The sequence below is a fragment of the Mycobacterium nebraskense genome (assembly GCF_002102255.1).
Lineage (GTDB): Bacteria > Actinomycetota > Actinomycetes > Mycobacteriales > Mycobacteriaceae > Mycobacterium > Mycobacterium nebraskense.
The window spans coordinates 53,839-76,129 of record NZ_LQPH01000081.1 but is presented as its reverse complement, the minus strand read 5'-3'; the positions used below and the strand labels follow the sequence as shown (position 1 = coordinate 76,129).

Annotated in this window: 19 protein-coding genes and 1 pseudogene; 15 read left to right on the top strand and 5 right to left on the bottom strand. The window is 64.8% G+C overall.

Annotation, left to right across the window (positions count from 1 at the left end; translation table 11 throughout):
• Positions 1 to 13: 13 nt before the first annotated feature.
• On the bottom strand, positions 14 to 1,552 hold the full coding sequence (locus tag AWC17_RS08960; RefSeq protein WP_046181796.1) for an acyl-CoA synthetase: 1,539 nt from the start codon (positions 1,550 to 1,552) through the stop codon (positions 14 to 16).
• Between the two features lie 235 nt (positions 1,553 to 1,787).
• Here AWC17_RS08960 and AWC17_RS08955 point away from each other — a divergent pair, with 235 nt between their 5' ends.
• Complete coding sequence (locus AWC17_RS08955) at positions 1,788 to 3,053, top strand: cytochrome P450 (protein ID WP_046181746.1); 1,266 nt, start codon at positions 1,788 to 1,790, stop codon at positions 3,051 to 3,053.
• Between the two features lie 54 nt (positions 3,054 to 3,107).
• Here AWC17_RS08955 and AWC17_RS08950 read toward each other — a convergent pair whose 3' ends face one another.
• The 3 genes from AWC17_RS08950 to AWC17_RS08940 all read right to left on the bottom strand — a co-directional run bounded on the left by AWC17_RS08950 (position 3,108) and on the right by AWC17_RS08940 (position 7,576).
• Positions 3,108 to 4,286, bottom strand: coding sequence for an amidohydrolase family protein (locus AWC17_RS08950; RefSeq protein WP_046181745.1), 1,179 nt, complete (start codon positions 4,284 to 4,286; stop codon positions 3,108 to 3,110).
• A gap of 600 nt (positions 4,287 to 4,886) precedes the next feature.
• Entirely contained in the window at positions 4,887 to 6,092 is a 1,206-nt protein-coding gene (locus tag AWC17_RS08945) for a CaiB/BaiF CoA transferase family protein (protein WP_046181744.1), read from the bottom strand.
• Entirely contained in the window at positions 6,089 to 7,576 is a 1,488-nt protein-coding gene (locus tag AWC17_RS08940; RefSeq protein WP_046181795.1) for an aldehyde dehydrogenase family protein, read from the bottom strand. The genes AWC17_RS08945 and AWC17_RS08940 overlap by 4 nt, the downstream gene beginning before the upstream one ends.
• Positions 7,577 to 7,805: 229 nt before the next feature.
• On the opposite strand from AWC17_RS08940, the pseudogene AWC17_RS08935 reads away from it, so the two are divergent.
• The 4 genes and pseudogenes from AWC17_RS08935 to AWC17_RS08920 all read left to right on the top strand — a co-directional run.
• Positions 7,806 to 7,997 (top strand): annotated as a pseudogene (locus AWC17_RS08935) (ferredoxin); the annotation flags it as partial.
• 56 nt (positions 7,998 to 8,053) lie between these two features.
• Entirely contained in the window at positions 8,054 to 9,409 is a 1,356-nt protein-coding gene (locus tag AWC17_RS08930) for a cytochrome P450 (protein ID WP_046181742.1), read from the top strand.
• A gap of 11 nt (positions 9,410 to 9,420) precedes the next feature.
• Positions 9,421 to 10,419: an acyl-CoA dehydrogenase family protein gene (locus AWC17_RS08925; protein ID WP_046181741.1), complete on the top strand. Its 999-nt coding sequence runs from the start codon at positions 9,421 to 9,423 to the stop codon at positions 10,417 to 10,419.
• Complete coding sequence (locus AWC17_RS08920) at positions 10,403 to 11,590, top strand: acyl-CoA dehydrogenase family protein (protein ID WP_046181740.1); 1,188 nt, start codon at positions 10,403 to 10,405, stop codon at positions 11,588 to 11,590. Before AWC17_RS08925 ends, AWC17_RS08920 begins: the two co-directional genes overlap by 17 nt.
• Before the next feature lie 7 nt (positions 11,591 to 11,597).
• Here AWC17_RS08920 and AWC17_RS08915 read toward each other — a convergent pair whose 3' ends face one another.
• On the bottom strand, positions 11,598 to 12,017 hold the full coding sequence (locus AWC17_RS08915) for a nuclear transport factor 2 family protein (protein WP_167385559.1): 420 nt from the start codon (positions 12,015 to 12,017) through the stop codon (positions 11,598 to 11,600).
• 162 nt (positions 12,018 to 12,179) lie between these two features.
• Between AWC17_RS08915 and AWC17_RS08910 the strand changes: the two genes are divergently transcribed.
• Genes AWC17_RS08910 through AWC17_RS08865 form a run of 10 tightly spaced genes read left to right on the top strand, consistent with a single transcriptional unit; the run spans position 12,180 to position 22,269 of the window.
• Positions 12,180 to 12,626 (top strand): Zn-ribbon domain-containing OB-fold protein, encoded by a 447-nt coding sequence (locus AWC17_RS08910; RefSeq protein ID WP_082122801.1) that lies wholly within the window; start codon positions 12,180 to 12,182, stop codon positions 12,624 to 12,626.
• Positions 12,623 to 13,780 carry a thiolase C-terminal domain-containing protein gene (locus AWC17_RS08905; RefSeq protein ID WP_046181738.1) on the top strand — a complete coding sequence of 386 codons (1,158 nt, stop codon included), beginning with the start codon at positions 12,623 to 12,625 and terminating at the stop codon, positions 13,778 to 13,780. Before AWC17_RS08910 ends, AWC17_RS08905 begins: the two co-directional genes overlap by 4 nt.
• Positions 13,777 to 15,345: a FadR/GntR family transcriptional regulator gene (locus tag AWC17_RS08900; protein ID WP_052742685.1), complete on the top strand. Its 1,569-nt coding sequence runs from the start codon at positions 13,777 to 13,779 to the stop codon at positions 15,343 to 15,345. The genes AWC17_RS08905 and AWC17_RS08900 overlap by 4 nt, the downstream gene beginning before the upstream one ends.
• Positions 15,346 to 15,392: 47 nt before the next feature.
• Complete coding sequence (locus AWC17_RS08895; protein WP_046181737.1) at positions 15,393 to 16,649, top strand: amidohydrolase family protein; 1,257 nt, start codon at positions 15,393 to 15,395, stop codon at positions 16,647 to 16,649.
• The gene (locus AWC17_RS08890; RefSeq protein WP_046181736.1) at positions 16,649 to 17,413 is read left to right on the top strand and encodes an SDR family NAD(P)-dependent oxidoreductase; all 765 of its coding nucleotides are present in this window, start codon (positions 16,649 to 16,651) and stop codon (positions 17,411 to 17,413) included. The genes AWC17_RS08895 and AWC17_RS08890 overlap by 1 nt, the downstream gene beginning before the upstream one ends.
• Positions 17,414 to 17,471: 58 nt before the next feature.
• Positions 17,472 to 18,680: a cytochrome P450 gene (locus tag AWC17_RS08885; RefSeq protein ID WP_082122800.1), complete on the top strand. Its 1,209-nt coding sequence runs from the start codon at positions 17,472 to 17,474 to the stop codon at positions 18,678 to 18,680.
• 29 nt (positions 18,681 to 18,709) lie between these two features.
• A complete protein-coding gene (locus AWC17_RS08880) occupies positions 18,710 to 19,063 on the top strand; it encodes a malto-oligosyltrehalose synthase (RefSeq protein ID WP_046181735.1) in 354 nt (117 codons plus the stop codon).
• Entirely contained in the window at positions 19,060 to 20,091 is a 1,032-nt protein-coding gene (locus AWC17_RS08875; protein ID WP_141224557.1) for a phosphotransferase family protein, read from the top strand. The genes AWC17_RS08880 and AWC17_RS08875 overlap by 4 nt, the downstream gene beginning before the upstream one ends.
• 37 nt (positions 20,092 to 20,128) lie before the next feature.
• Complete coding sequence (locus tag AWC17_RS08870; protein WP_046181733.1) at positions 20,129 to 21,430, top strand: acyl-CoA dehydrogenase family protein; 1,302 nt, start codon at positions 20,129 to 20,131, stop codon at positions 21,428 to 21,430.
• The gene (locus tag AWC17_RS08865) at positions 21,430 to 22,269 is read left to right on the top strand and encodes a mycofactocin-coupled SDR family oxidoreductase (RefSeq protein ID WP_046181732.1); all 840 of its coding nucleotides are present in this window, start codon (positions 21,430 to 21,432) and stop codon (positions 22,267 to 22,269) included. The genes AWC17_RS08870 and AWC17_RS08865 overlap by 1 nt, the downstream gene beginning before the upstream one ends.
• The last annotated feature ends 22 nt before the right edge of the window (positions 22,270 to 22,291 follow it).

Sequence of the window (22,291 nt, the reverse complement as noted above, 5' to 3'; positions counted from 1 at the left end):
AACGGCAGCCGGGTCAAATGACCCGTGATTGATGACCCGCCCAGTAGCGGTCGCGCAGCAGCCGCTTGTACAGTTTGCCGTTGGGATCACGTGGCAACTCATCGACGAAGTCGACGGTGCGGGGACACTTGTATGTGGCCAACTCACGCCGGCAGTAGCCGATCAGATCCGCAGCGAGGTCGACGTCCGGAGCCACGCAATCCGCCAGTTGCACAACGGCTTTGACCGCCTCCCCCATCTCGTCGTCTGGGACGCCGATCACAGCCACGTCGGCCACCATCGGGTGCGCGATGAGCACGTTCTCAATCTCTTGCGGGTAGATGTTCACCCCGCCGGAGATGATCATATGTGCGACACGGTCGGTGAGATACAAGTAACCGTCGGCATCCAGGTAGCCCATGTCCCCGAGGCTGCGCCACCCCTTGTCGTGGGTGACCGATGCGGTTTTGTCTGGATCGCCGTGGTATTCGAAGCGGCGGCCGCCCGCGAAGTAGACCACTCCCACCTGTCCTGTCGGCAACTCGTTGCCGTCCGGGCCGACGATGTGGCATTCGTCGATGGGCCTTCCCACCGAACCGGGATGAGCCAGCCACTCCTGCGCCGAAATGTATGTGGCACCAAGATCTTCTGTACCCGAATAGTATTCGTGAATGATCGGACCCCACCACTCGATCATCTCTCGCTTCACGGCGACCGGGCACGGGGCGGCCGTATGCAGGACAGTACGCAGGCTCGACAGGTCGTAGCGCTCACGCTCTTCGTAGGGCAGCCGGAGCAGGCGGACAAACATCGTCGGGACGAACTGCGCGTCGGTGATTCGATACCGCTCGATCAGGCTGAGACATTCGCGTGCATCGAACTTCTCCATCAGTACGACGGTCCCACCCACCCGCTGCCAGGACATCGAGCCGACCAACGGCGCCGAGTGATACAACGGCGCCGGGCACAGATACACCGCATCCCCGCCGCCCCCGGCAGTGAGCCCACGGGCGATATCGGCGAGAACGGATGATGGATCACCGAATCGTGTGCCGGGCAACGGCTTACGCACACCTTTGGGCCGCCCCGTCGTTCCCGAGGAGTACAGCATCTCGCGTCCCTCACACTCCTCGTCGAGGGTGGCCGCCGACGCGGCGGACAGGACGTCGTCGTAGTTTTCGAAGCCGGGGAGCTCGCCGTCGGCCGAAATGCGAACGGGCACGCGCACGGTGTCCAGCTTGGCGACGGCGTCTGCGAGCGCCTGGCTCGACACCAACGCGGACGCCCCGCAGTCGTCAAGCACGTATTGGACCTCACCGGGGCGCAGGTGATTGTTGATCGGGGTGTAGTACAGACCCGCACGCTGCGCGGCCCACGCCACCTCAAGGAACGTGTGGTCGTTGCCCATCAGGATCGCGAGATGATCGCCCACTTTCAGCCCGCGTGAACGAAGCGCGGCAGCGAGACGTCGTGACCGCTCTTCCAGCTCGGCGTACGTCACGCTGACGCCATCAGATCCCATCACGATGGCGGGGCGGTGAGGCGCGGACGCGGCATGCCAGCTCGGTGCCATCGAAGCAGCCTGCGGGGACTGGTTTTGCTCGGGCACGGAAAATGATGCTACACATCCGGTGCCCCTTGATTGAGCCGGTCATGCGTTTAACCGTTTGAGGCTGGGCATGCCCCGAATTTGGTGCCCCGAACCCATTATGTTCGTTCGCGGCATTCTGTAGTCTCGGGGCGAGAACGCAATTTCCGCGATCCAATACCCGCTTGCGTGTGGTCAGTAAGGCTGAGGAGGCCGTCCGGTGAGTGACTTCGATTCGAACCAATTTTTTTCCGATGAGTCGCTCGTCACCGACCCCTATCCCTACTACGCCGAGCAGCGGGCTCAGTGCCCGGCGCGGTTCGACCAGCAGCAGGGCATCTTGGCGGTCACCGGATACGACGCGGCCGTGGAGGTCTACCGTGACGCGGAGAGCTTCTCCGCGTGCAACGCGGTCATCGGCCCGTTCGCGGGGCTTCCCTTCCAGCCCTCCGGCGACGACATCACCGAGCAAATCGTCCAGCACCGCAGCGAGATGCCGTTCAGCGACTTCTTGGGCACCCTCGACCCACCGGACCACACCCGGGTTCGCGCGCTGCTCAGCAAGCTGATGACGCCGCGGCGTCTCAAGGAGAACGAGTCGTTCATGTGGACGTTGGTCGACCGCACCCTCGACACGTTCGTCGAGGCGGGCCACTGTGAGTTCTTCCGGCAGTACGCCCAGCCGCTGTCTCTGCTGGTCATCGCCGACCTGCTGGGCGTCCCCGCCGAGGATCACGAGGACTTCCTGTCCGCGCTCGCGGCCCAGCACAACGACATGGGCGAGACCCAGACGGTCCCGCACAATCCCCTGGAGTTTCTCGAGCAGAAGTTCGCCACCTACATCGAGGACCGCCGCCGCGAGCCCCGAAGCGATGTGCTGACCTCGCTGGCCCTGGCCAAGTATCCCGACGAATCCACACCTGAGGTCATCGACGTCGTCCGGCTGGCCGCCTTCCTGTTCGCCGCCGGACAGGAAACCACCAGCAAGATGCTGACGTTCGCGGTGCAGGTACTCGGCGAGCGGCCTGACCTGCAGCAGCGGCTGCGCGAGGATCCCAGCCTCATCCCCAACTTCATCGAGGAGACGCTGCGGATGGAAAGCCCGATCAAGAGCCACTTCCGCCTGGCGAGCAAGACCACGACCATCGGCGGTGTACCCACCCAGGCGGGGACCACGATCATGCTGTTCCCCGGCGCGTTCAATCGTGACCCGGCCCGCTTCGAGAACCCGGACGAGTTTCGCGTCGACCGTTCCAACGTCCGGGAGCAGATCGCCTTCGGGCGTGGTATCCACACCTGCCCCGGCGCCCCCTTGTCCCGGGCCGAAGGCCTGATCAGTCTCGAGCGCATTCTGGCGCGGATGGCCGACATCAAGATCTCCGAGGCCCACCACGGGCCGGCCGATGCGCGGCGCTACGGCTACGACCCCTCGTTCATGATGCGCGGGCTCACCGAACTGCACATCGAGTTCACGCCCATCACATAAGGACGTCACCATCGGCCGACGCCACGTGTGCGCCGGCCGATGGATCCGTCTGTGTCAGACCGACATGAGCCGGGCGAGGTTGCCGCCCATGATCTTGGCCTGGTCGTCCTGGTTGAGATGTCCGAGCACGTTCGCGTACTGCGTGGGTTGCGACAGGCCCTCTGGATGCGGGTAATCCGACCCGAACAGCACCCGATCCACCCCCATGAGGTCGATCACGTCGTTAACACCCTCCTCAGGGAACGGGCTGACGTGGATGCGGTTCTTGATCTCCTCCACTGGATTGCCCAGGAACGTTTCCGGTGCCTTCTTATAGGTGTCGGCGATGCGTGCCAGCAGCGGCGGCAACCACCTCGCCCCGGTTTCGACGACCGCGACCTTCAGCTGCGGGTTGCGGAATAAGGCGCCGTGGCAGACCCAGGAAGCCACCGCGTCTTCGATCGGCCGCCACTCGCTGACCATGTAGAAGGAGTTGGTCTGGAACGGCAGCATCTCACGGTCTGTGCCATCCCATTCGGCGTTGTAACGGGAATAGCCGCTGTCAGAGACATGCATGGCGACCAGCACGTCGTGCTCGACGCAGCGCTGCCAGAACGGGTCGAACTCGGGCACCGCGAACGAGCGCGGCCCGCTGAAGCCCGGGACCGGTGCCGGACGCACCAGAATCGCCCGCGCACCACGCTTGACCACCCAATCGAGCTCCTCGATCGCCTTCTCGACGATCGGCAAGCTGATCACCGGCACGGTGTAGATCCGGTTTTGGTAGTTGAAGCCCCACACATCGTCCAGCCACTGGTTGAGGGCGTGGACCACCACGTGGATGAGCTTGGGGTCGTCACGCATGCGCTCCTCGATCAGGCTCGCCAAGGTCGGGAACATCAGCGAACGGTCCACGCCCAGCTCGTTCATCAGCTCGAGTCGAGGGCCGGGCTCGCGGAACGCAGGGATCGAGCGCATCGGCTCCCCGAAGATCTCCCGGCGGCTCTTGCCCTCGGGGTTGCCGTGCTTGAAGTACTCCTCCATCGCGCCTGGCCGGGCGACGACCTCGAAGGTCGGGTTGGGGATGAAGTCGCTGATGTGCCCGCGGACCGCGATCTTGGTCCGACCGTTCACCTGCACATACTGGACCGCATCCTTATACCGCTTGGGCAGGTATTTGGTCAGCGATTCCTCGGTCTCGTAGAGGTGATTGTCGGCATCGAACACCGGGTACGGCAGAGCTTTAAAGGTCACGAAAATGGCCCTCTCTATTTGTGAGATCAATCTTGTCGATGCTGCGAGCGATGGCGTATTTATTACCGTGATTTATGGAGTTTTGCATGCCGAATATGGGGAATGTCGGCGATGGTAAAGGCGCTCGCGATATTCCTGTGCACATTCCAAGGGCATTTAGTTGTTTCCGAGCGAGGCGGCGCTTTCCGCCTGCCAATTCCGTCAAGCGGATAATGATCGCCCGGAGCAGGTTTTGGGTGGGTAGGAGGTCCTTCCATGACTCGGGTGCCGACCCTCCGCTGCCTCGACAGGCCGGTGGCATCCTCGGGCCTTCACGACCAACCGATGGGACGACGCCCGTCTTTGCCGTTTGCGTCGCAACCCTGCCCACCGGACAGCCGCCTCAATCTCACTCGCTAGCTAACCCTAGACAGGCGACCTAGTCAACTATTTTATTCGGCGGGCGGTGCAGCGCACCCAGCGCAGCCACACCGCGTGATCGCCGCCGTGTGCCCATACACCAACGTGGTTTGTTTCCAGAAGATTCAGCCGACCGCCCTGGTGCCGCTGTTTCGCCGGCTGTGTCACCGGCGGTCTCGGTTGTCCCCCCGCGCACGCGATCTAGGTGACAGCACCCGCCGTCTTGAGCTCGATGATCTTGTCCCAGTCGAATCCAAGCTCTTCGAGGATCTGGTCAGTCTGCTCGGCGAAGCTTGGCGCCCGCCCGGCATGTGGGGCGGTGACGTCGAACTGCACCGGGTTGGCGACCAGCTCCAGCTCGCCGGCCTGCACGATGTACTCGTTGGCCCGGACCTGTGCGTCCCGCGCCACCTGGAGGCTGTCCTGTACCGGCGCCCACGGCCCGGACAGCGTCGCGAAGCGTGCCGACCATTCCGCGAGGGTGCGCGCGGCGATCGCCTTCCCCAGCAGCTCGACGGCCTCGGCCGTGTTGACGGCGATCTGCTCGGCGCTGTCGAAGCGCGGATCGTCGGCCAGTTCTGGCAGGTCGACGTGCCGGCAGACGTCGGCCCAGAACTTCGCGGGCTGCAGCATCACGAAGGAGATATAGCGATCGTCGGCCGTCGCGTACACGCCGACCAGCGGATTGTTTGGGGAACCGTGCACGCCGGGTTCGGGTGCCACCAGCCGCTCGCCGAGGTGGTTGGTCAACGCCACCGTGTGACCCATCGCCCACACCCCGCTGCCCAGCAGCGATACATCCACAACGGACGGTTTTCCGGTGCGCTCCCGTTGGTAAAGGGCGGCGACGATCCCACCGGCCAGGTTGGTGCCCGAAATGGTGTCCCCATACGCCGGTCCCGGCAGCGAGATCATGCCCTTCAAGGACGGCGGGGTGATGGAGGCCGCGGCGCCTGCCCGGCACCAGAAGGCGGTCATGTCGTAGCCGCCCTTGTCGGCCTCCGCGCCGCGGGGGCCGAACGCACTGCCGCGCGCGTAGATGATGTCGGGGTTGACCGCCCGGATGTCGTCGACGTCGATGCGGAACTTCTTGCGTTGCGCCGGAAGGAAACTGGTCAGGAATACGTCCGAGCGCCGGACCAAATCATCGAGTAGCTCGCGACCCTGGGGCACCGACATGTCCAGGCCTAAGCTGCGCTTACCGCGATTGGCGTTGTCCACGTTGGGATTGGGATCGCCCTTGACCACCAACGTGCCCGTCTGCCGTAACCCGCGCTGCGGGTCGCCGGTGACGGCATGCTCCACCTTGATGACGTCGGCCCCCCACTCGGCGAGAACCGCCCCCGCGGACGGGACGAAGCCGTACATCGCGACCTCGAGAACGCGCACTCCCGACAGGGGTGTCATCCGACCACCGCGGCGAAGGTCTTGCGCTCCAAGAATTCCTCGAGCCCGGCGATACCCATCTCCCTGCCGATACCGGACTGCTTGTAGCCGCCGAACGGACTGTCCGGTGCTGAGTAGTTGCCGCCGTTGATCGATAGTGTGCCGGTGCGGATGCGGCGCCCAACTGCGACGGCGCGGTCATGGCCGCCGATCACCGCACCGGACAGACCGAAGATCGAGTTGTTGGCGATGCGCACGGCGTCGTCGTCATCGTCGTAGGCAATGACGACCAGAACCGGACCGAACACCTCGTCCTGCGCGATCTCGCTGTCCGGGTCGACGTTGGTGAGCAGGGTCGGCTCATAGAAGTAGCCGGGGTCCACCTTGTTGCCACCGGTGATCAGCGTGGCCCCCGCGGCGACGGCGCGCTGCACCATGCCGTCGACTTTGTCGCGCTGGCGCTCACTGATCAGAGGTCCCATGTAGGTGCCGGGATCGGCCGGGTCGCCATAGGCGATCATCGCGAAGTTGCCCTTGACCAGCTCGACCAGCTCGTCGTGATGCGCGCGCGGCACCAGCATCCGCGTGGGAAGCGAACAGCCTTGGCCCGCATGCGATGTGATCATGAAGGCGGCCATCATCGCGGCGGTGGGGAAGTCCGCGTCGTCCAGCACGATCAGCGCCGACTTGCCGCCCAGCTCCAGGAAGACCCGCTTGACCGTGTCGCTGGCCGCGGCCATGATGGCGCGACCGGTCGCGGTGGAGCCGGTGAAGGTCACCAGGTCGACGTCGGGGCTGGTGGTCAGCGCCGCACCGACCGCCGGATCCTGTGAGCTGAGCACGTTGACCACGCCCGGCGGGATGTCGGTGTGCTTGGCGATCACCTCGCCGAGGGCCAGGGTGATCAATGACGTGTCGGGGGCGCCTTTAAGCACCACAGTGCAGCCGGCGGCCAGTGCCGGAACCAGCTTGGCCAGCGCCAGCTGGTTCGGGTAGTTGTAGGCGATGATCGCCCCGACAACCCCGGCGGCCTCTTTCTCCACCCAGCGGTTATTCCGCTGGCCCATGTACTCGATATCGCCGAGGTCCTCGGTCATCGGGTAGGTCTTCAACAAGTCGGCGTAGTAGCGGGCGATGCTGATCGGCCCGTCAAGGTGTGGCCCTTCCGTCAGCGAGCGGGTGGCCCCGACTTCGGCGATGGTCAGCTCTCGCAGTTCCTCGCTGTGCTCCAGCAGCGCCTTGTGCAGCTGGTCGAGACATCTGCTGCGAAAGTCGACATCGGTCGACCAGCTGGTGGTGTCGAACGCACGCCGCGCTGCCGCGATCGCGGCTTGGGCATCGGTCACCGTCCCGTCGGGCGCATAACCGATGACGTTGCCGTTCGCGGGGTTCAACGACGGAAAACTCGCTCCTCGCTCCGCGGCAACCAACTGCCCGTCGATCAGCATCCGCCGGTCAACATCCCGCCCGGAACCGCCACCCGTCGCATGCTCATCGCTTAGCATCGCGGCAGTCGTATCTTGCGCTGGCATTGCGCCTCCCGAGATAAAAAGGGCCTCTCACCCCGCCGAATCTGGTGGGCCCGACAGTAGCACAGGAAATAGTTGACTCGGTCGTCTATCTGCGGTTAGCTGATCGCGAAAGCTCCTGTTCGGCGCGACGATTGCTGTCGTACAGGCCGGGGCCAGCGACTCAGACGCCTTAGGCGAACCCCCGCAAGGAAGGTGAGAAACCGTGAAGGTTCGGGTTGACCCGCAACGCTGCCAGGGGCATACGTTGTGCGCGATGATCGCCCCGGAGATGTTCGTGCTCAGTGATCTCGACGGCAGTTCCTCGGCCGTCTGCGAGTTAGTCCCGCCCGATCAGGAGGACCTGGTGCGTGAGGCGGCCCACTCCTGCCCCGAGCAGGCCATCTGCATCGAGGAGTCGCAGAACGGTTCGGCCGTCAGCCCAAACCATGTGAAGACCACGGAGGTAAGCGCGTGAGTGAAGGGATCGTGACCGACAGCGATCGTAAGGAGAACAGCTACCACTATGATCGCCACACTCCCGACTATCGGTTCCACTTCGAGGAGATCACCCAGGAACTGCACGAAAAATGCCCGGTAGCGTGGTCGGACACCTACGGCGGGCATTGGGTGGCCAGCAGCAGTGAGGCGGTATTCGAACTGGCCCGCTGCCCGCACATCTCCAACGATCACGACATCAACAACGAACGTCGGGGGTATCAGGGCATCACCATCCCGGCCAAGCCGATCCCGCTGCGCGCGGGCATCCTGGAAATGGATCCGCCCGAGCATCGCATCTACCGCAGCGTCCTCAATCCGTATTTGTCCCCGGCGGCCGTGAAGCGCTGGGAGCCGTTCATCGACGAGATCGTGCGCGCTTCCATCGACGAGAAAATCGAAAGTGGGCGCATCGACTTCGTCGACGATCTGGCCAACATCGCCCCGGCGGTGATCACCCTGGCCATGCTGGGCATCCCGCTGAACAAGTGGTCGATGTACAGCGAGCCCGCCCATGCCCTGGTCTACACCCCCGAGGATTCGCCGGAAGCCCCGAAGGTCATCGAGCAAAACCAGCAGATGGCGATGGACCTGCTGGCGAATGTCGCCGATATTCGCCAGGCACCCCGTCCCGGGCTGATCAACGCCTTGGTCGAATTGCGCATCGACGGTGAGCCCGCTCCCGACATGGAGATCCTGGGCATGCTCACGCTGCTCATCGGTGGCGGGTTCGACACCACGACGGCGTTGACCGCGCACTCGTTGGAATGGTTGGGGCAGAACCCCGATCAGCGTCAGCGCCTGATTGACGAGCGCGACACCCTGCTGGACCTGGCCACCGAGGAGTTCTTGCGCTTCTACACCCCCGCCCCCGGCGACGGGCGCACGTTCGCCGAAGACGTCGAGATCAACGGCACCCGGTTCAAGGAGGGCGAACGGCTCTATATCTCATGGGCCATGGCCAACCGCGATCCCGCCGTGTTCGCCGAACCCAACAAGATCATCCTCGACCGAAAAGGCAACCGCCACTTCGGCTTCGGTCTCGGCATCCATCGGTGTATCGGGTCCAACCTGGGTCGCACAGTGTTCAAGTCGATGCTCAGCGCGGTGCTGGAGCGCATTCCGGACTATCGGTGCGATCCCGAGGGCACCGTGCACTACGAGACCATCGGCGTCATCCAGGGCATGCGGCACCTGCCCGCGACCTTCACCCCCGGCCGTCCCCGCGGTCCGGGACTGGACGAGACCCTCGACAAGCTCCAAAAGATCTGCAACGAACAGGAACTGGCCCGACCCATCACCGAACGCAAAGAATCCGCGCGGATCGACTAGAGCGCAACAGGATGCTACTGGAGTTCGATGCCGACCAGCGGCTGTGGCGCGACACGGTGCGCGATGCCGTGGCCAAGCAGTGCCCTCCGACGCTGGTGCGCGCTGTCGCCGAACAGGGCCTCGATCCGATGCCGCTCTGGAAGGTCTACGTCGAAGCCGGCTGGACGGAGTTGACCGACCCGGCCAACGCGGTCGAGCTTGCCATCGTGCTAGAGGAACTCGGTCGCGCGACGGATCCCACGCCGTACCTGGCCACGATGACCCAGTTCGCCCCGCTGGTCGGCGACCGCCACGACCCGCAGCAGCCGGGCGCGGCGGTCTATGACGGGGTGACCGCCCACCGGGACGGCGGCGGCTGGGTGCTGAACGGAACGGCGCGCTACGTCCTCGACGGCGACCGGGCGCAGCGGTTGGCGATTGTCACCGCCGCCGGTGTGTTTCTGGTCGCCGCCGACGAAGCCGTCGCCCGAAGGACTTCCGTCTTCGATCCGGTGTTGCACCTGGCCGATGTGACCTTTGAGAACGTGCACGCGGCGGATGCCGATCGGCTGCCCATCGACGCGGCAGACTGCCGTCACCTGGCGCTGACCGGCATGGCGATAACGATGGTCGGGGCGTGCCAGCGTGTGCTGGACCTAGCGCTGTTGCATGTCCGCGATCGTCATCAGTTCGGCGTGCCGATCGGTTCGTTCCAGGCGGTCCAGCACAAGATGGCCGACCTGCACGTGGGCATCGAGCGGGCCCGCGCCCTGTCGTACTTCGCCGCGTTGACGATCGCGGCCGACGACCCGCGGCGACGGTTGGCGGCGGCAATGGCCAAGGCCTCGGCCGGCGAGTGCCAATCCCTGGTCTTTCGTCATGGCCTGCAGTCGTTCGGCGCGATGGGCTTCACATGGGAGAACGACGTGCAATTCGCGCTGAAGCGTGCGAAGGCCGGCGAGTTGATGCTCGGCGATGCGGCAGAGCACCGAGCCATGATTGCCGAGGAGTGGCATGCGCCTCACGTTTGATCCCGACGTCGAGGCATTCCGCGCCGAGTTCGCGGCGTTTCTCGACGAGCATCTGCCTGGCGAAGCCGAGACGCAGGAACGGCCGCAGTCGGTGTCGCACATGCCAGGTTGGGCGCGTCGCTGGCAGCGGCTGCTGTTCGACAACGGCTGGCTGTTGCCGGCCCAGCCGCCGGAGTTCGGCGGCCGCAACGCCACGATCCTGCAGCAATTCGTCTACCTCGACGAACTGTCGCACCGACGCGTCTACCACAGCCACAACCCGCAGGGCGTGGATATCGTTGCGGCGTCGCTGCTTTCGTTCGGTACCGATGAGCAGAAGCAACGCTGGGCGGTCCCGATCCTGCGGGCGGAGATGACCGCCTCGCTGGGCATGAGCGAACCGAGCGCAGGCTCCGATCTCGCCTCGCTGCGCACCCGCGCGGTGCACGGTTCCGATTCACGCGGCGACCATTTCGTGGTCAACGGCCAGAAAGTGTGGACGTCGGGCGCCCACCATGCCGATGTTCTGCTGACATTCGTGCGCACCGACCCGGATGCGCCAAAACACAAGGGCATCAGCGCATTGGTCATCCCGACCGATACACCGGGCGTAGTGCGGCGGCCATTCCCACACATCTGCGGGATGGACGATCTGGACTTCAACGAGGTGTTCTTCACCGACGTGCGGGTCCCAGCAGAAAACCTCGTTGGCGAACTCAATCAGGGCTGGCGAGTGGCCAATGGGTCGCTCGGGCACGAACGCACGATGATGTGGCTGGCCCAAGCCGAGCGACTGGAAAACGTCATCGCCGATTTTCACCCGAACACCGCGCTCGAGCGGGACCATTACGCCACGCTGGTGATGGACGATCAGGCGCTGCGGCTGCTCGGCTCGGCGGCACTGGCCCGCGCCGCACGCGACGAACAGGACGTTCCCGCCTTGTCGGTGCTCAAGTTGCTCGGCTCGGAAGCCGAAACGCGTGCGACCGAACACGCCCTTGCGTCCGCCGGCCTCGACGGGCTGATGCATCCTTCGACGACGGGCCCATACGCGCACATGAATCCCGACAACTATTTCGCCAGCTGGTTCGACCGCCACACACGCAGTTTCTCGGCCACCATTGCCGGCGGTACCTCCGATATCCAGCGCAACATCATCGCCCAGCGCGTGCTCGGGCTGCCGCAACGCTAGGGGGTGCCTAGGCCCGGTCGTGACCGCCGGTCTCCGCGAGCGCGGTCAGCTTGGTCGGGTTGAAGTACTCCTTGTGCAGCGCGATCTTGTCGCCTTGGAAGCGAAACACCCCGACGTAGGAATTCCGGTATTCACCGGCCCGCCCCTGCGGGCCTTTCAAGCCCTTCAGCGGGCACACGCTGTGGTACTCGGCGATGAGCGCATCGGAATCGCTGACGTCGTACCACTCGTCGACCGTGAAGTCCATGCGCACAAATGCCTCCTGCATAACGCCGCGCATCTGTTCGAGGATTGCCTCCTTGCCCACCAATGGCGGGACCTCCTCGATGGACGGCGTAAACGGCACCATCATCACCGCGTCGTCGGCCAGGTGCTGCCCTGCACCGTCGAAATCGAGCGAGCCGATCCTGTCCAAGTAATCGGTCACGATGTCAACCTTGCGCCGAAACGGCATCGGCATGTCCTTCACCCCTCTGTGTTGTTGATCTGGTAATGAGTCGGGACTCACTGAGACGTCAATATAGTTGACTAGGTAGGCTGTCTACGGTTAGCTCGATAAATAGGATTGCTAACCGGTAAGGAAGTTGTCGTGACGCAGACAGTCGTGCGGGCCCAGGCCGACCCGCGTCCGGTGCCCGCGCCCGACGATGTCACCCGCTTCTTCTGGGAGGCCGCCGCCGGACATCGATTGGTTCTGCAGCGCTGCCAGGCGTGCCGTGAAATGCAGTACCCGCCCGAGATCTGCTGCGTGCATTGCCAGGCCGAGGACTTCGACGCAGTCGAGACCACCGGCCGCGGCGTGATCTATTCCTATTCGGTGGTGGACCGGCCGCTGCACGCGGGCTTCATCGATGCCCTCCCCTATGTGGTGGTTCTCGTTGAGCTGGACGACCAGCCTGGGCTTCGCATCCTCTCCAACCTCGTCGACGTGCCGGCGGGCACGGAGTTGTTCTGCGGATTGCCGGTCGAAGTCGTTTTCGAGGAGCGCGGCTCGGTGACATTGCCACAGTTTCGGTTGCTGCGGACCACCACGTGAGCACGCTGGCGCGCGAGGTCGCGATCGTGGGCGTCGGCTATTCGGAGCTGAGCCGAACGGGCGAGCCCAATCCCAACGCGCTGGCCCTGGCCGCCGCCAAGGACGCCCTGTCGGACGCCGGACTGACGAGCGCGGATGTCGACGGAATTTTCGAGTACAAGTTCGGTCCGGAGTCTCCTGGCGCCCAGGACATGGCGCGCCTGCTCGGGGTTCCCGATCTTGCCGCCTTCGCGGACATCTTCCCCAGCGGCCCGTCGGGTGTGGCGGGCGCGCTGGCCGGGGTGATGGCAGTGGCGTCGGGCGCCTGCGAAACCGCGCTGGTCTTCAGGTGCCTGACCCGCGCCGCGGGACATCAGGGTGGCGTGGCCAGTGGCCCGGAGACGGTGAGCGGACGCGATCAGTTCCTCACCCCGTACGGGTATCTCGGCGGCATCCTGGTGTTGCTGGGCTTGAAGAAACAGCGGTGGATGGCCGAATACGGACGTCCCGAGGACGATTTCGGCCGCATCGCCGTGAACGCGCGCCGATGGTCCGCGCTCAACCCCCGCGCGGTGATGCGTGACGAGCTGACGATGGACGACTACCTGTCGTCGCGGATGGTCGCCGATCCGCTGCGCGTCCTCGACTGCGACTACCCGGTCAACGGGGCCGTGGCCACCCTCATCACCACAGCGGAGCGGGCAGCCGATCTGCGTCAGCGCCCGGTACTCGTCGACGCGATGGCCTACGCCACCGGAAGGGGCGCAGACTGGATTTTCGACTGCGATTTCCTGTACGGCGGAGCGATCGACTGCGCCAACCGGCTGTGGCAACGATCGTCTGTCTCGGTGGCCGACATTGACGTCGCCCAGGTCTACGACGGCTTCACCCCGGTGACCGTCTCCTGGATCGAAGCGCTCGGCGCCTGTGGGAAAGGCGAATTCGGTGACTGGGTCGGCGACGGGAGCCGCCTCGGCCCCGGCGGGGATTTCCCGCTGAACACGGCGGGCGGACAACTCGCCGAAGGGCGCCTGCATGGCATCGGGTTCCTCAACGAGGCGGTGCTGCAGCTTCGAGGGCAGTGCGGGGACCGGCAGGTTCCGGACGCGCAAGTGGCCGTCGTGACAAGCGGGGTATACCCGCAATGCGGTGCAATGGTATTGACTGGGGCATGACCGAGTCACCTCAAACCAATCACAAGCGTCGCGCCGACGACGCCATGTGGCGTGCCATGCCGCGGCGCAACACCCAAAAGGTCTCCCACCTGCTGGCCGCCGACCTGCGCCACCAGATCCTCAACGGGCAACTCGCCGCCGACGAGCAGCTGCCGTCCGAAGCCGAACTCACCGCGCGGTTGCGGATCTCTCGGGAGACGCTGCGCGAGGCGCTGAGAATCCTTGAGTCACAGCAGCTCGTTGAGATCCGCCGTGGTCGCGGCGGCGGCGCGGTCGTGCGACGCCCGGGCCTGGAGTCGGTGGGACGCTATGTGGCGCTACTGCTGCAACTGCGTAAGACGACGCTGGCGCACCTCGAAGAGGCCCGGTCGGTGATCGAGCCGCCGGCGGCGGAACAAGTTGCGATCCGGGCCGGTTACGACGATCTCGACAACCTCGTCAGACTGCATGATGCCGAGCGCGCCGCGGAGGGTGATCCGCTGGCGTTTGTCAGCGCGATGTCTGCCTTCGACCAGGCGGTCACCGAGTTGTCGGGTAACCGGACCCTGGGCGTCATCGCCGGTGTGTTCCGCGACATCTACGCCGGGCAGGTCTACTCGGCGATCGGCAGCGACAACGCGGTGTCGGCCGAGCGCATCGCCCGGCGGGTGGTGGTCAGCCACAGCGCGTTTCTCGATGCCGCCCGTCGCCGCGACGCGTCGCTGGCCCAAAAGACGTGGGGCGACTACCTATTCACTACCAGCCGAATGCTGGTGAGCCGCGACGTCAGACGACAGCCCATCGACATGGCCCCGCTATGGCGGGCACAGGCCGGGCAGGCCGGTGCCGAGCCGACGCCGCGGCGCGCTGTGGTGGTAGCCGCCGAGATACGCGCACGTATCGCCGAAGGCGGTCTGCGCGAGGGTGACCGGCTGCCGCCGCTGGCCGAGCTCGCCGACGAGTTCGGTATCTCCCGGCCGACGCTGCGCGAAGCGCTGCGAATCCTGGAGATGGAGTTCCTGCTCGACCTGCGAACCGGTGACCGGGGCGGGGCCACCATTCGCACGCCCTCCACCCGGGTCGCGGCACAGCTTGCCGGCATCGTGCTCGAGGCACGCCGAACCACCCTGGCGGATTACGTCCGGGCGGTGCGGCCGGTCGTGCCCGCGATCATGGGCCTCGTCGCGTCCCGGATCGGACCCAAACAGCTCAAGGCGCTCAAGAACTACGAGGCCGAGTTGGCCGCCAACATCGACGACACCGCGCAGTTCGTCATGACGTGGTTCAACGCCGAGATGAGCGCGGTGTCCGCCGTCAAGAACCCTGCCCTGACCGTCGCCGCCGAGATCCTGCAATGGGTTCGTGTCGGGGTGGAGCCCGCGGTCACCGCCGACGCGAAGAGCATGCCGGGGGTGCGTGCGACCAACCGCAATGCCCAGGCCCTTTTCGCGAAGTACGTTGCCGCCGCCGCCGACCACGACTCCGTCAGTGCCACGGGGATCTGGGCCGAATGCCTGAAGGCCTTCATACCGTGGATCGAAGAGTCCGAACTTGGTCGTCGGCTCGTGCTGGAGTTGATGGATTGACTTGGGCGCCTTGCCGATTGAGCGCCACACTCGAATGAGGAGGACCGATGGACGTCGACGACATGATCCTGGTGAGCGTAGATGACCATGTCATCGAACCGGCTCACATGTTCGAGGGTCGTGTTCCGAAGAAGTACGAGGACGCCGCCCCACGGTTCGTTCGTCGCGACGACGGGACGATGGCCTGGCGCTACGAAGGCCAGGAGATCCTGAACACGGCGCTCAACGCGGTCGCCGGACGTCCTCCATCGGAGTTCGGGATGGAACCCACCTGCATCGAAGAGATCCGGGCCGGCTGCTACGACATCCACGGCCGGGTCAAGGACATGAACGCCAACGGCGTCTTGGGGTCGATGTGCTTCCCCTCTTTCCCCCGGTTCTGCGGGCAGTTGTTCGCGGACACCGCCGACACGGATCAGGCCGCAGCAATGGTCCGTGCCTACAACGACTGGCACATCGAGGAATGGGCGGGCACCTACCCTGGCCGGATCATCCCCCTTGCGCTGCCGATGATGTGGGATCCGGTGGCCACGGCGGCGGAGGTGCGCCGGGTGGCGAAGCAGGGTTGTCATGCGGTGACATTCTCTTCCAGCCCTTACGATCTCGGCCTGCCCACCTTCTACTCTGATCATTGGGACCCGTTCTGGGCAGCGTGCGCCGAGGAGGGCACGGTCGTGTGTATGCACCTCGGGTCGAATTCACGTCCGCCGACGACGTCCCCGGACGCGCCCATCGAGCTTGTCTACACGTTGTCACCGATCAGCCTGATGGCTACGGCGGGAGATCTGTTGTGGAGCCCGATCTTCCGGAAGTTCCCAGCGCTGCGCGTGGCGCTGTCCGAGGGTGGCATCGGCTGGTTGCCCTACTTCTTGGAGCGTGTCGACTACATCTACCGCCACACCAAACACTGGAGCGGCATGGATCTCGGTGACCGCCTGCCCTCGCAGATCTTCTCCGAACACGTGATCCTGTGCTTCATCGACGACGCGGTGGGGATCGAGAACCGCCACCACCTCAACATCGACAACATCACTTGGGAATGCGACTACCCGCACTCGGACACCACCTGGCCGGTCGCGCCCGAGACGCTGATGATGTCGCTGACCGGGGTGCCGGACGTCGAAATCAACAAGGTCACCCACCTCAACGCGATGCGGCACTTCTCGTACGACCCGTTCGCTCACATCCCGCGGGAGCGAGCGACGGTGTCGGCCCTGCGCGAGCAAGCCGCCGGCTGGGACATCAGCATCAAGTCGGTGAAGCACCTCCGGCCGGAAACGGCCAGCACGGCAAGGGCGTTCTGATGGAGCTGCGCGACAAGGTCGTGGTCATCACGGGATCGGGCGGCGGAATCGGCGAAGCATGCGCCCGGCGTTTCGCCACCGAAGGCGCCAAAGTCGTTGTCACCGACATCAATCCGGAAGGGGTTAAGCGGGTCTCGGATTCGATCGGCACCGTTGGCTTGGCCGGCGACATCACCGCTGAGGATACGGTGCGTGCAGTCGCCGAGTTGGCCCGAGCCACCTACGGTGAAATCGATATCTGGTTCAGCAACGCTGGTTATGCTGGCCCACGCCGGGCCGGCGACATCGCCGATGACGGCCTGTGGGACCTCAGCTGGCGGCTGCACGTGATGTCTCATGTGTACGCGGCACGCCAAGTGCTGCCGTCAATGCTCGAACGCGGCGATGGCTACCTGCTGCAAACGGCATCGGTCGTCGCACTGACCACCCATCCCGACAAAGCCGCGTACGCCGTGACCAAGCATGCCGCCCTGGCCTTTTCGGAATGGCTGGCGATGACCTACCGGCCCAAAGGGATCAAGGTTTCGTGCTTCTGCCCCGGCCCGATGCTCACCCCAATGCTGATGTCCGACGGCATACCCGCCGATCACCCGGCCTTGCAGAACGTCGCTACGCCGGAGGAGGTCGCCGAACGCCTGGTCGGCGCGATCGAGACCGAGCAGTTCCTCATAGTGGACTCCCCGATGGGGCTCGATTCCCTGACCGGCAAGGCCGCCGACTACGAACGGTGGGTCAACGACATGACCGTCCTCATAAATAGCTGACTCAGTCTGATATATTCGGCTGGTCTTGGAGATCAACGCCCGATTAGAGGGAGAGGCGATGGCAGACGAGCAGGTCGACGCCTACGGTGGCACGATTTTCAGCGGGACCGGGGATGTGCTGACACGCCGACCGCAGGACGCCTTCGCGCAAATGCGGTCCGTCGCTCCAGCGATGCGGGTCGAGGGGTCAGGCGTCGTGGTGACTACACGAGCGGCGATGACCGAGGTGTTCCGCCACCCCGAGATCTACTCGTCTGCGATGCCGGCCGGGCACTTCGGCAATGCGCGACCGCTGATCCCCATCGAGGTGGACCCACCCGACCAGCGCAAGTTCCGCAAGATCCTCGACCCGCTGTTCACTCCCAAGCATCTCGAGCACCTCGCGGGGCCGATCGAGACACTGGTGAACGATCTGATCGACACCTTCATCGACGAGCCGGAAATCGACTTCGCCCAGCGCTTTTCGGTGCCGTTCCCCTCGCAGGTGTTCCTCACCATGTTCGGGCTGTCCATGCAAGACCTGCCGCGGTTCCTGGCGATGAAGGACGGCATCATCCGCCCGTTCCATGTGTTGGGCACTGCGCTCAACGATCCCCGCACCCAGGAACTCAGGGCAACGAGCGCGGCGTCGATCTACGACTACTTCAACGAGGTGCTCGACCAGCGGGAGGCCGAGCCCAGGGACGACTTGCTCAGCCACCTTCTGGTGGCCGAGGTCGAGGGCGAGAAGCTGACCCGCGAGGAAACCCTCGACATCTGCTTTCTGTTGTTGATCGCCGGTCTGGACACGGTGTCGGCGTCGCTGGACTGCTTCTTCCGCTACCTCGCCGAACATCCGGACAAGCGGGCAGCGCTGGTCGCCGATCCTGCGATCAGCCCCGCGGTCGTGGAGGAGCTGCTGCGTTGGGAATCACCGGTGATGCTGGTGTCGCGCATCGCGACTCAGGATACCGAGCTCGGCGGCTGTCCGATTCACGCCGGCGACAAGGTCCATCCGTTCATCGGCTCGGCCAACACCGACGAATCCGAGTTCCCCGAGGCTGATATCATCCGATGGGGCCGAAAGGCTAACCGCCACATCGCATTCGGAGCTGGAGTACATCGCTGCCTGGGGTCGAACCTGGCCCGGCTCGAATTGCGGACGGCACTTCGTGTCTGGCACAGCCGCATCCCGCACTACCGAGTAAAGCCGGGCACCGAACTCATTTACACCATTGGGGTCCGCTCGGTGGACTCTTTCCCGATGGTTCTCGGCGAATCCGCGTAAACCCTTCACCCAGAAATAGGACCGACGACATGGCCGAAAAGTTCATCCAGATCGTTTACTCCAACCCGATCGAGGGCCGGGACGACGAGTTCAACGAGTGGTACGACAACGTCCATATCCCTCAACTTCTCGCGGTCCCCGGCATGCTGTCCGCTCAGCGATACACCCTGCGTGATTCCGAGATGTACCGCGTCCCGGGTGGGTTCGTCCCCGAGCACCGCTACGCGATCATCTACGAAATGGAGGGCGACGTCGACTCGATCATGCAGAAGATCCAGGAAGGCGTCGCCGCCGGCCAGATCCAGATGCACGACAGCCTCGACATGAACAGCTGGCGGCTGGCGTTCTGGACCCCGCGCGGTCCGAAGGCCGAAGCGCAGTGACCGCCGGCATCGAGGCCCAGCAGCTAGGAAAATGGCTCGACCAGCAGGATGCCCCCGGGCACGGCGAGCTGCCCGAGATAGACACCATTTCGGGTGGGTCGCAGAACACGTTGCTGCGCATCACGCGCGGCGATCACCGCATGGTCCTGCGGATGCCCGGGGAGCGCGCCGACGACAAGCGGCTCAACGAACTGCTGCGTGAGATCCGGCTGGTGCGGGCGCTCAAGGGCACCGACGTGCCGCACGCCGAACTGATCGCGGCCGACGAGTCAGGCGATCTGCTGGGCAAGCCGTTCTACATCATGGCCGAGATCGACGGGTGGAGCCCGATGGATAACAACGGGTGGCAACCACCGTTCGACACGGATCTGGATGCGCGCCGCGGCCTGGCATTCCAATTGATCGAGGGCGCAGCGAAACTGGGCCGCGTCGACTGGCGCGCCCAGGGTCTCGAGGGATTCGGGCGGCCCGACGGCTTCCATCAGCGTCAGCCGGATCGCTGGCTGTCTTTCCTGCAGTCATTCCAGGTCCGGGAGCTGCCCGGCGTGGACATCGCCGCCGATTGGCTGCGCGCCAACGCGCCCAGTGACTTCACACCGGGCATCATGCACGGTGACTACCAATACGCGAACGTCATGTACGCCCACGGCGCACCGGCACGACTGGCTGCGCTGGTCGACTGGGAGATGACCACGATCGGGGACCCCCTGCTGGACCTGGCGTGGGCACTGCTGGGCTACGACGGCGAGGAGCCACAGACCGACTTCTATCTCGACGTGGCCGGGATGCCAAAGCGCAGCGAGCTTCTCGCGCACTACGAAAAGATCAGCGGCCTGCCGACGGACAACATCGATTACTACCTGGTACTGGCCAATTTCAAGATAGGCATCGTCCTGGAGAGGACATACGCCACCGCGGTGAAGAGCGGCAAGGGGGACCCACGCGTCGTCGCGGCCTTCGGCCCGATGGTGCTGCAGTCGATTGCCAGGGCCGCCGAACTCGCACGATCACTGCCCAAGGTGCGTTGAGCGATCCAGGGCTTGTTCAGACAATAGAGGAGATCACATGGCCTGGGACTTCGAGACCGACGCCGAATATCAGGCGTTGCTGGACTGGGCGGACGCCTTCGTCCGCGATGAAGTCGAGCCGCTGGATCTGGTGTGGCCCGGCCAGGAGTTCGTCCCGCTCAACGACATTCGTCGCAAGGCGATCGACCCGCTCAAGGACCAGGTACGTAGCAAGGGTATGTGGGCCACCCACCTCGGCCCCGAACTCGGCGGCCAGGGTCATGGACAGCTCAAACTCGCGCTACTCAACGAGATTTTGGGCAGGTCCATGTGGGCACCCATCGTGTTCGGCTGCCAGGCCCCCGACACCGGCAACGCCGAGATCATCGCGCACTACGGCACGCCGGAACAAAAGGAACGCTATCTGCAGCCGCTGCTCGATGGCGAGCTGTTCTCCAGCTACTCGATGACCGAGCCGCAGGCCGGTGCCGACCCCACGCGATTCGAGACCCGGGCGGTGCGTGACGGCGATGACTGGATCATCAACGGATGGAAGTTCTTTTCCTCCAACGCCAAGACCGCCTCGTTCTTGATCGTGATGGTGGTGACGAACCCCGAGGCTGGCCCCTACCAAGGCATGTCGATGTTCCTGGTACCCACCGACACCCCGGGCGTGGACATCGTGCGCAATGTCGGGCTGTACGGCGAGCCCGACAACGAGGGATTCCATGCGCTGATCCACTACGACAATGTGCGGGTTCCGGCCGAGGCGCTGCTCGGCGGCGAGGGGCAGGCGTTCGTCATCGCGCAGACCCGGCTGGGCGGTGGGCGCATCCACCACGCCATGCGCACCATCGGCTTCGCCAAGCAGGCGCTGGACATGATGTGCGAACGCGCGTTGAGCCGCGAGACCGCGGGAAGCCGGCTGTCGGACAAGCAGTTCGTGCAGGGCTTCATCGCCGATTCGTATGCCCAGCTGCAGCAGTTCCGGCTCTTCGTGCTCTACACCGCCTGGGAGATCGACAAGTACAACGACTACAAGAAGGTGCGCAAGGACATCGCCGCGGTCAAGGCGACGATGCCGACCGTGCTGCACGACATCGCCTGGCGCGCCATGCAAGTGCATGGCGCCCTCGGCGTCAGCAACGAGATGCCGCTGTTCAAGATGATCCACGGCGCTGCAGCGATGGGGCTGGTCGACGGGCCTACCGAGGTGCACAAGACCACGGTGGCCCGGCAGGTGCTGCGGGACTACTCGCCCAGTGACGACCTGTGGCCCAGCCAATGGCTCCCGAAGAAGCGCGAAGCCGCCCGCGCCAAGTACGCCGAGTTTCTCGAGCTGGAAGTGGGCAACCTTTGATGCCAGGCCGCGTCGCGGGCAAGGTCGCGCTCGTCACCGGCGCGGCGCGGGGTCAGGGCCGAAGTCATACGGTGCGGTTGGCACAAGAGGGTGCCGACATCATCGCTGTCGATATCTGCACGCCGATCTTCGGGTCGTCGGCCCCGCCGGCCACACCCGAGGACCTCGCCGAGACCGCCGATCTGGTCAAGGCATTGAACCGCCGCGTCGTCACCGCCGAAGTCGATGTGCGCGACTATTCCGGCCTGAAGGCCGTCGTGGACAGTGGTGTCGAGCAGCTGGGCAGGCTGGACGTGGTCGTGGCCAATGCTGGCATCGCAAATGGCGGCGGCAGCTCGCTGGACCAAACCACGGAGGAGGTCTGGCAGGCCACCCTGGACGTCAACCTGGGTGGGACCTGGAAGACCGTGAAAGCCTGCGTCCCCCACCTGGTGGCGGGGGGCCGCGGCGGTTCGGTCATCCTGACCAGCTCGGTGGCGGGGCTCAAGGCCTACCCCAACATGGGTCACTACGCCACCACCAAGCACGGCGTGGTGGGTCTGATGCGCGCCTTCGCCGTCGAACTCGGCCAGCACATGATCCGGGTCAACTCCGTACACCCCTCCCACACGAACACTCCGATGGTGATGAACGAGATCACCTACCGCCAATTCCGCCCCGATCTGGACAATCCCGGACAGGACGACATCGCCGGCATCTGCCAGATGTTCCACACGCTGCCTATTCCCTGGGTCGAGCCCGAAGACGTCAGCAACGCCGTGCTGTTCCTCGCGTCGGACGAGTCCCGCTACATCACCGGAGTCACGCTGCCAGTCGACGGCGGCAGCATGCTGAAGTAGTCCGCATCGCGATCCCGGATCC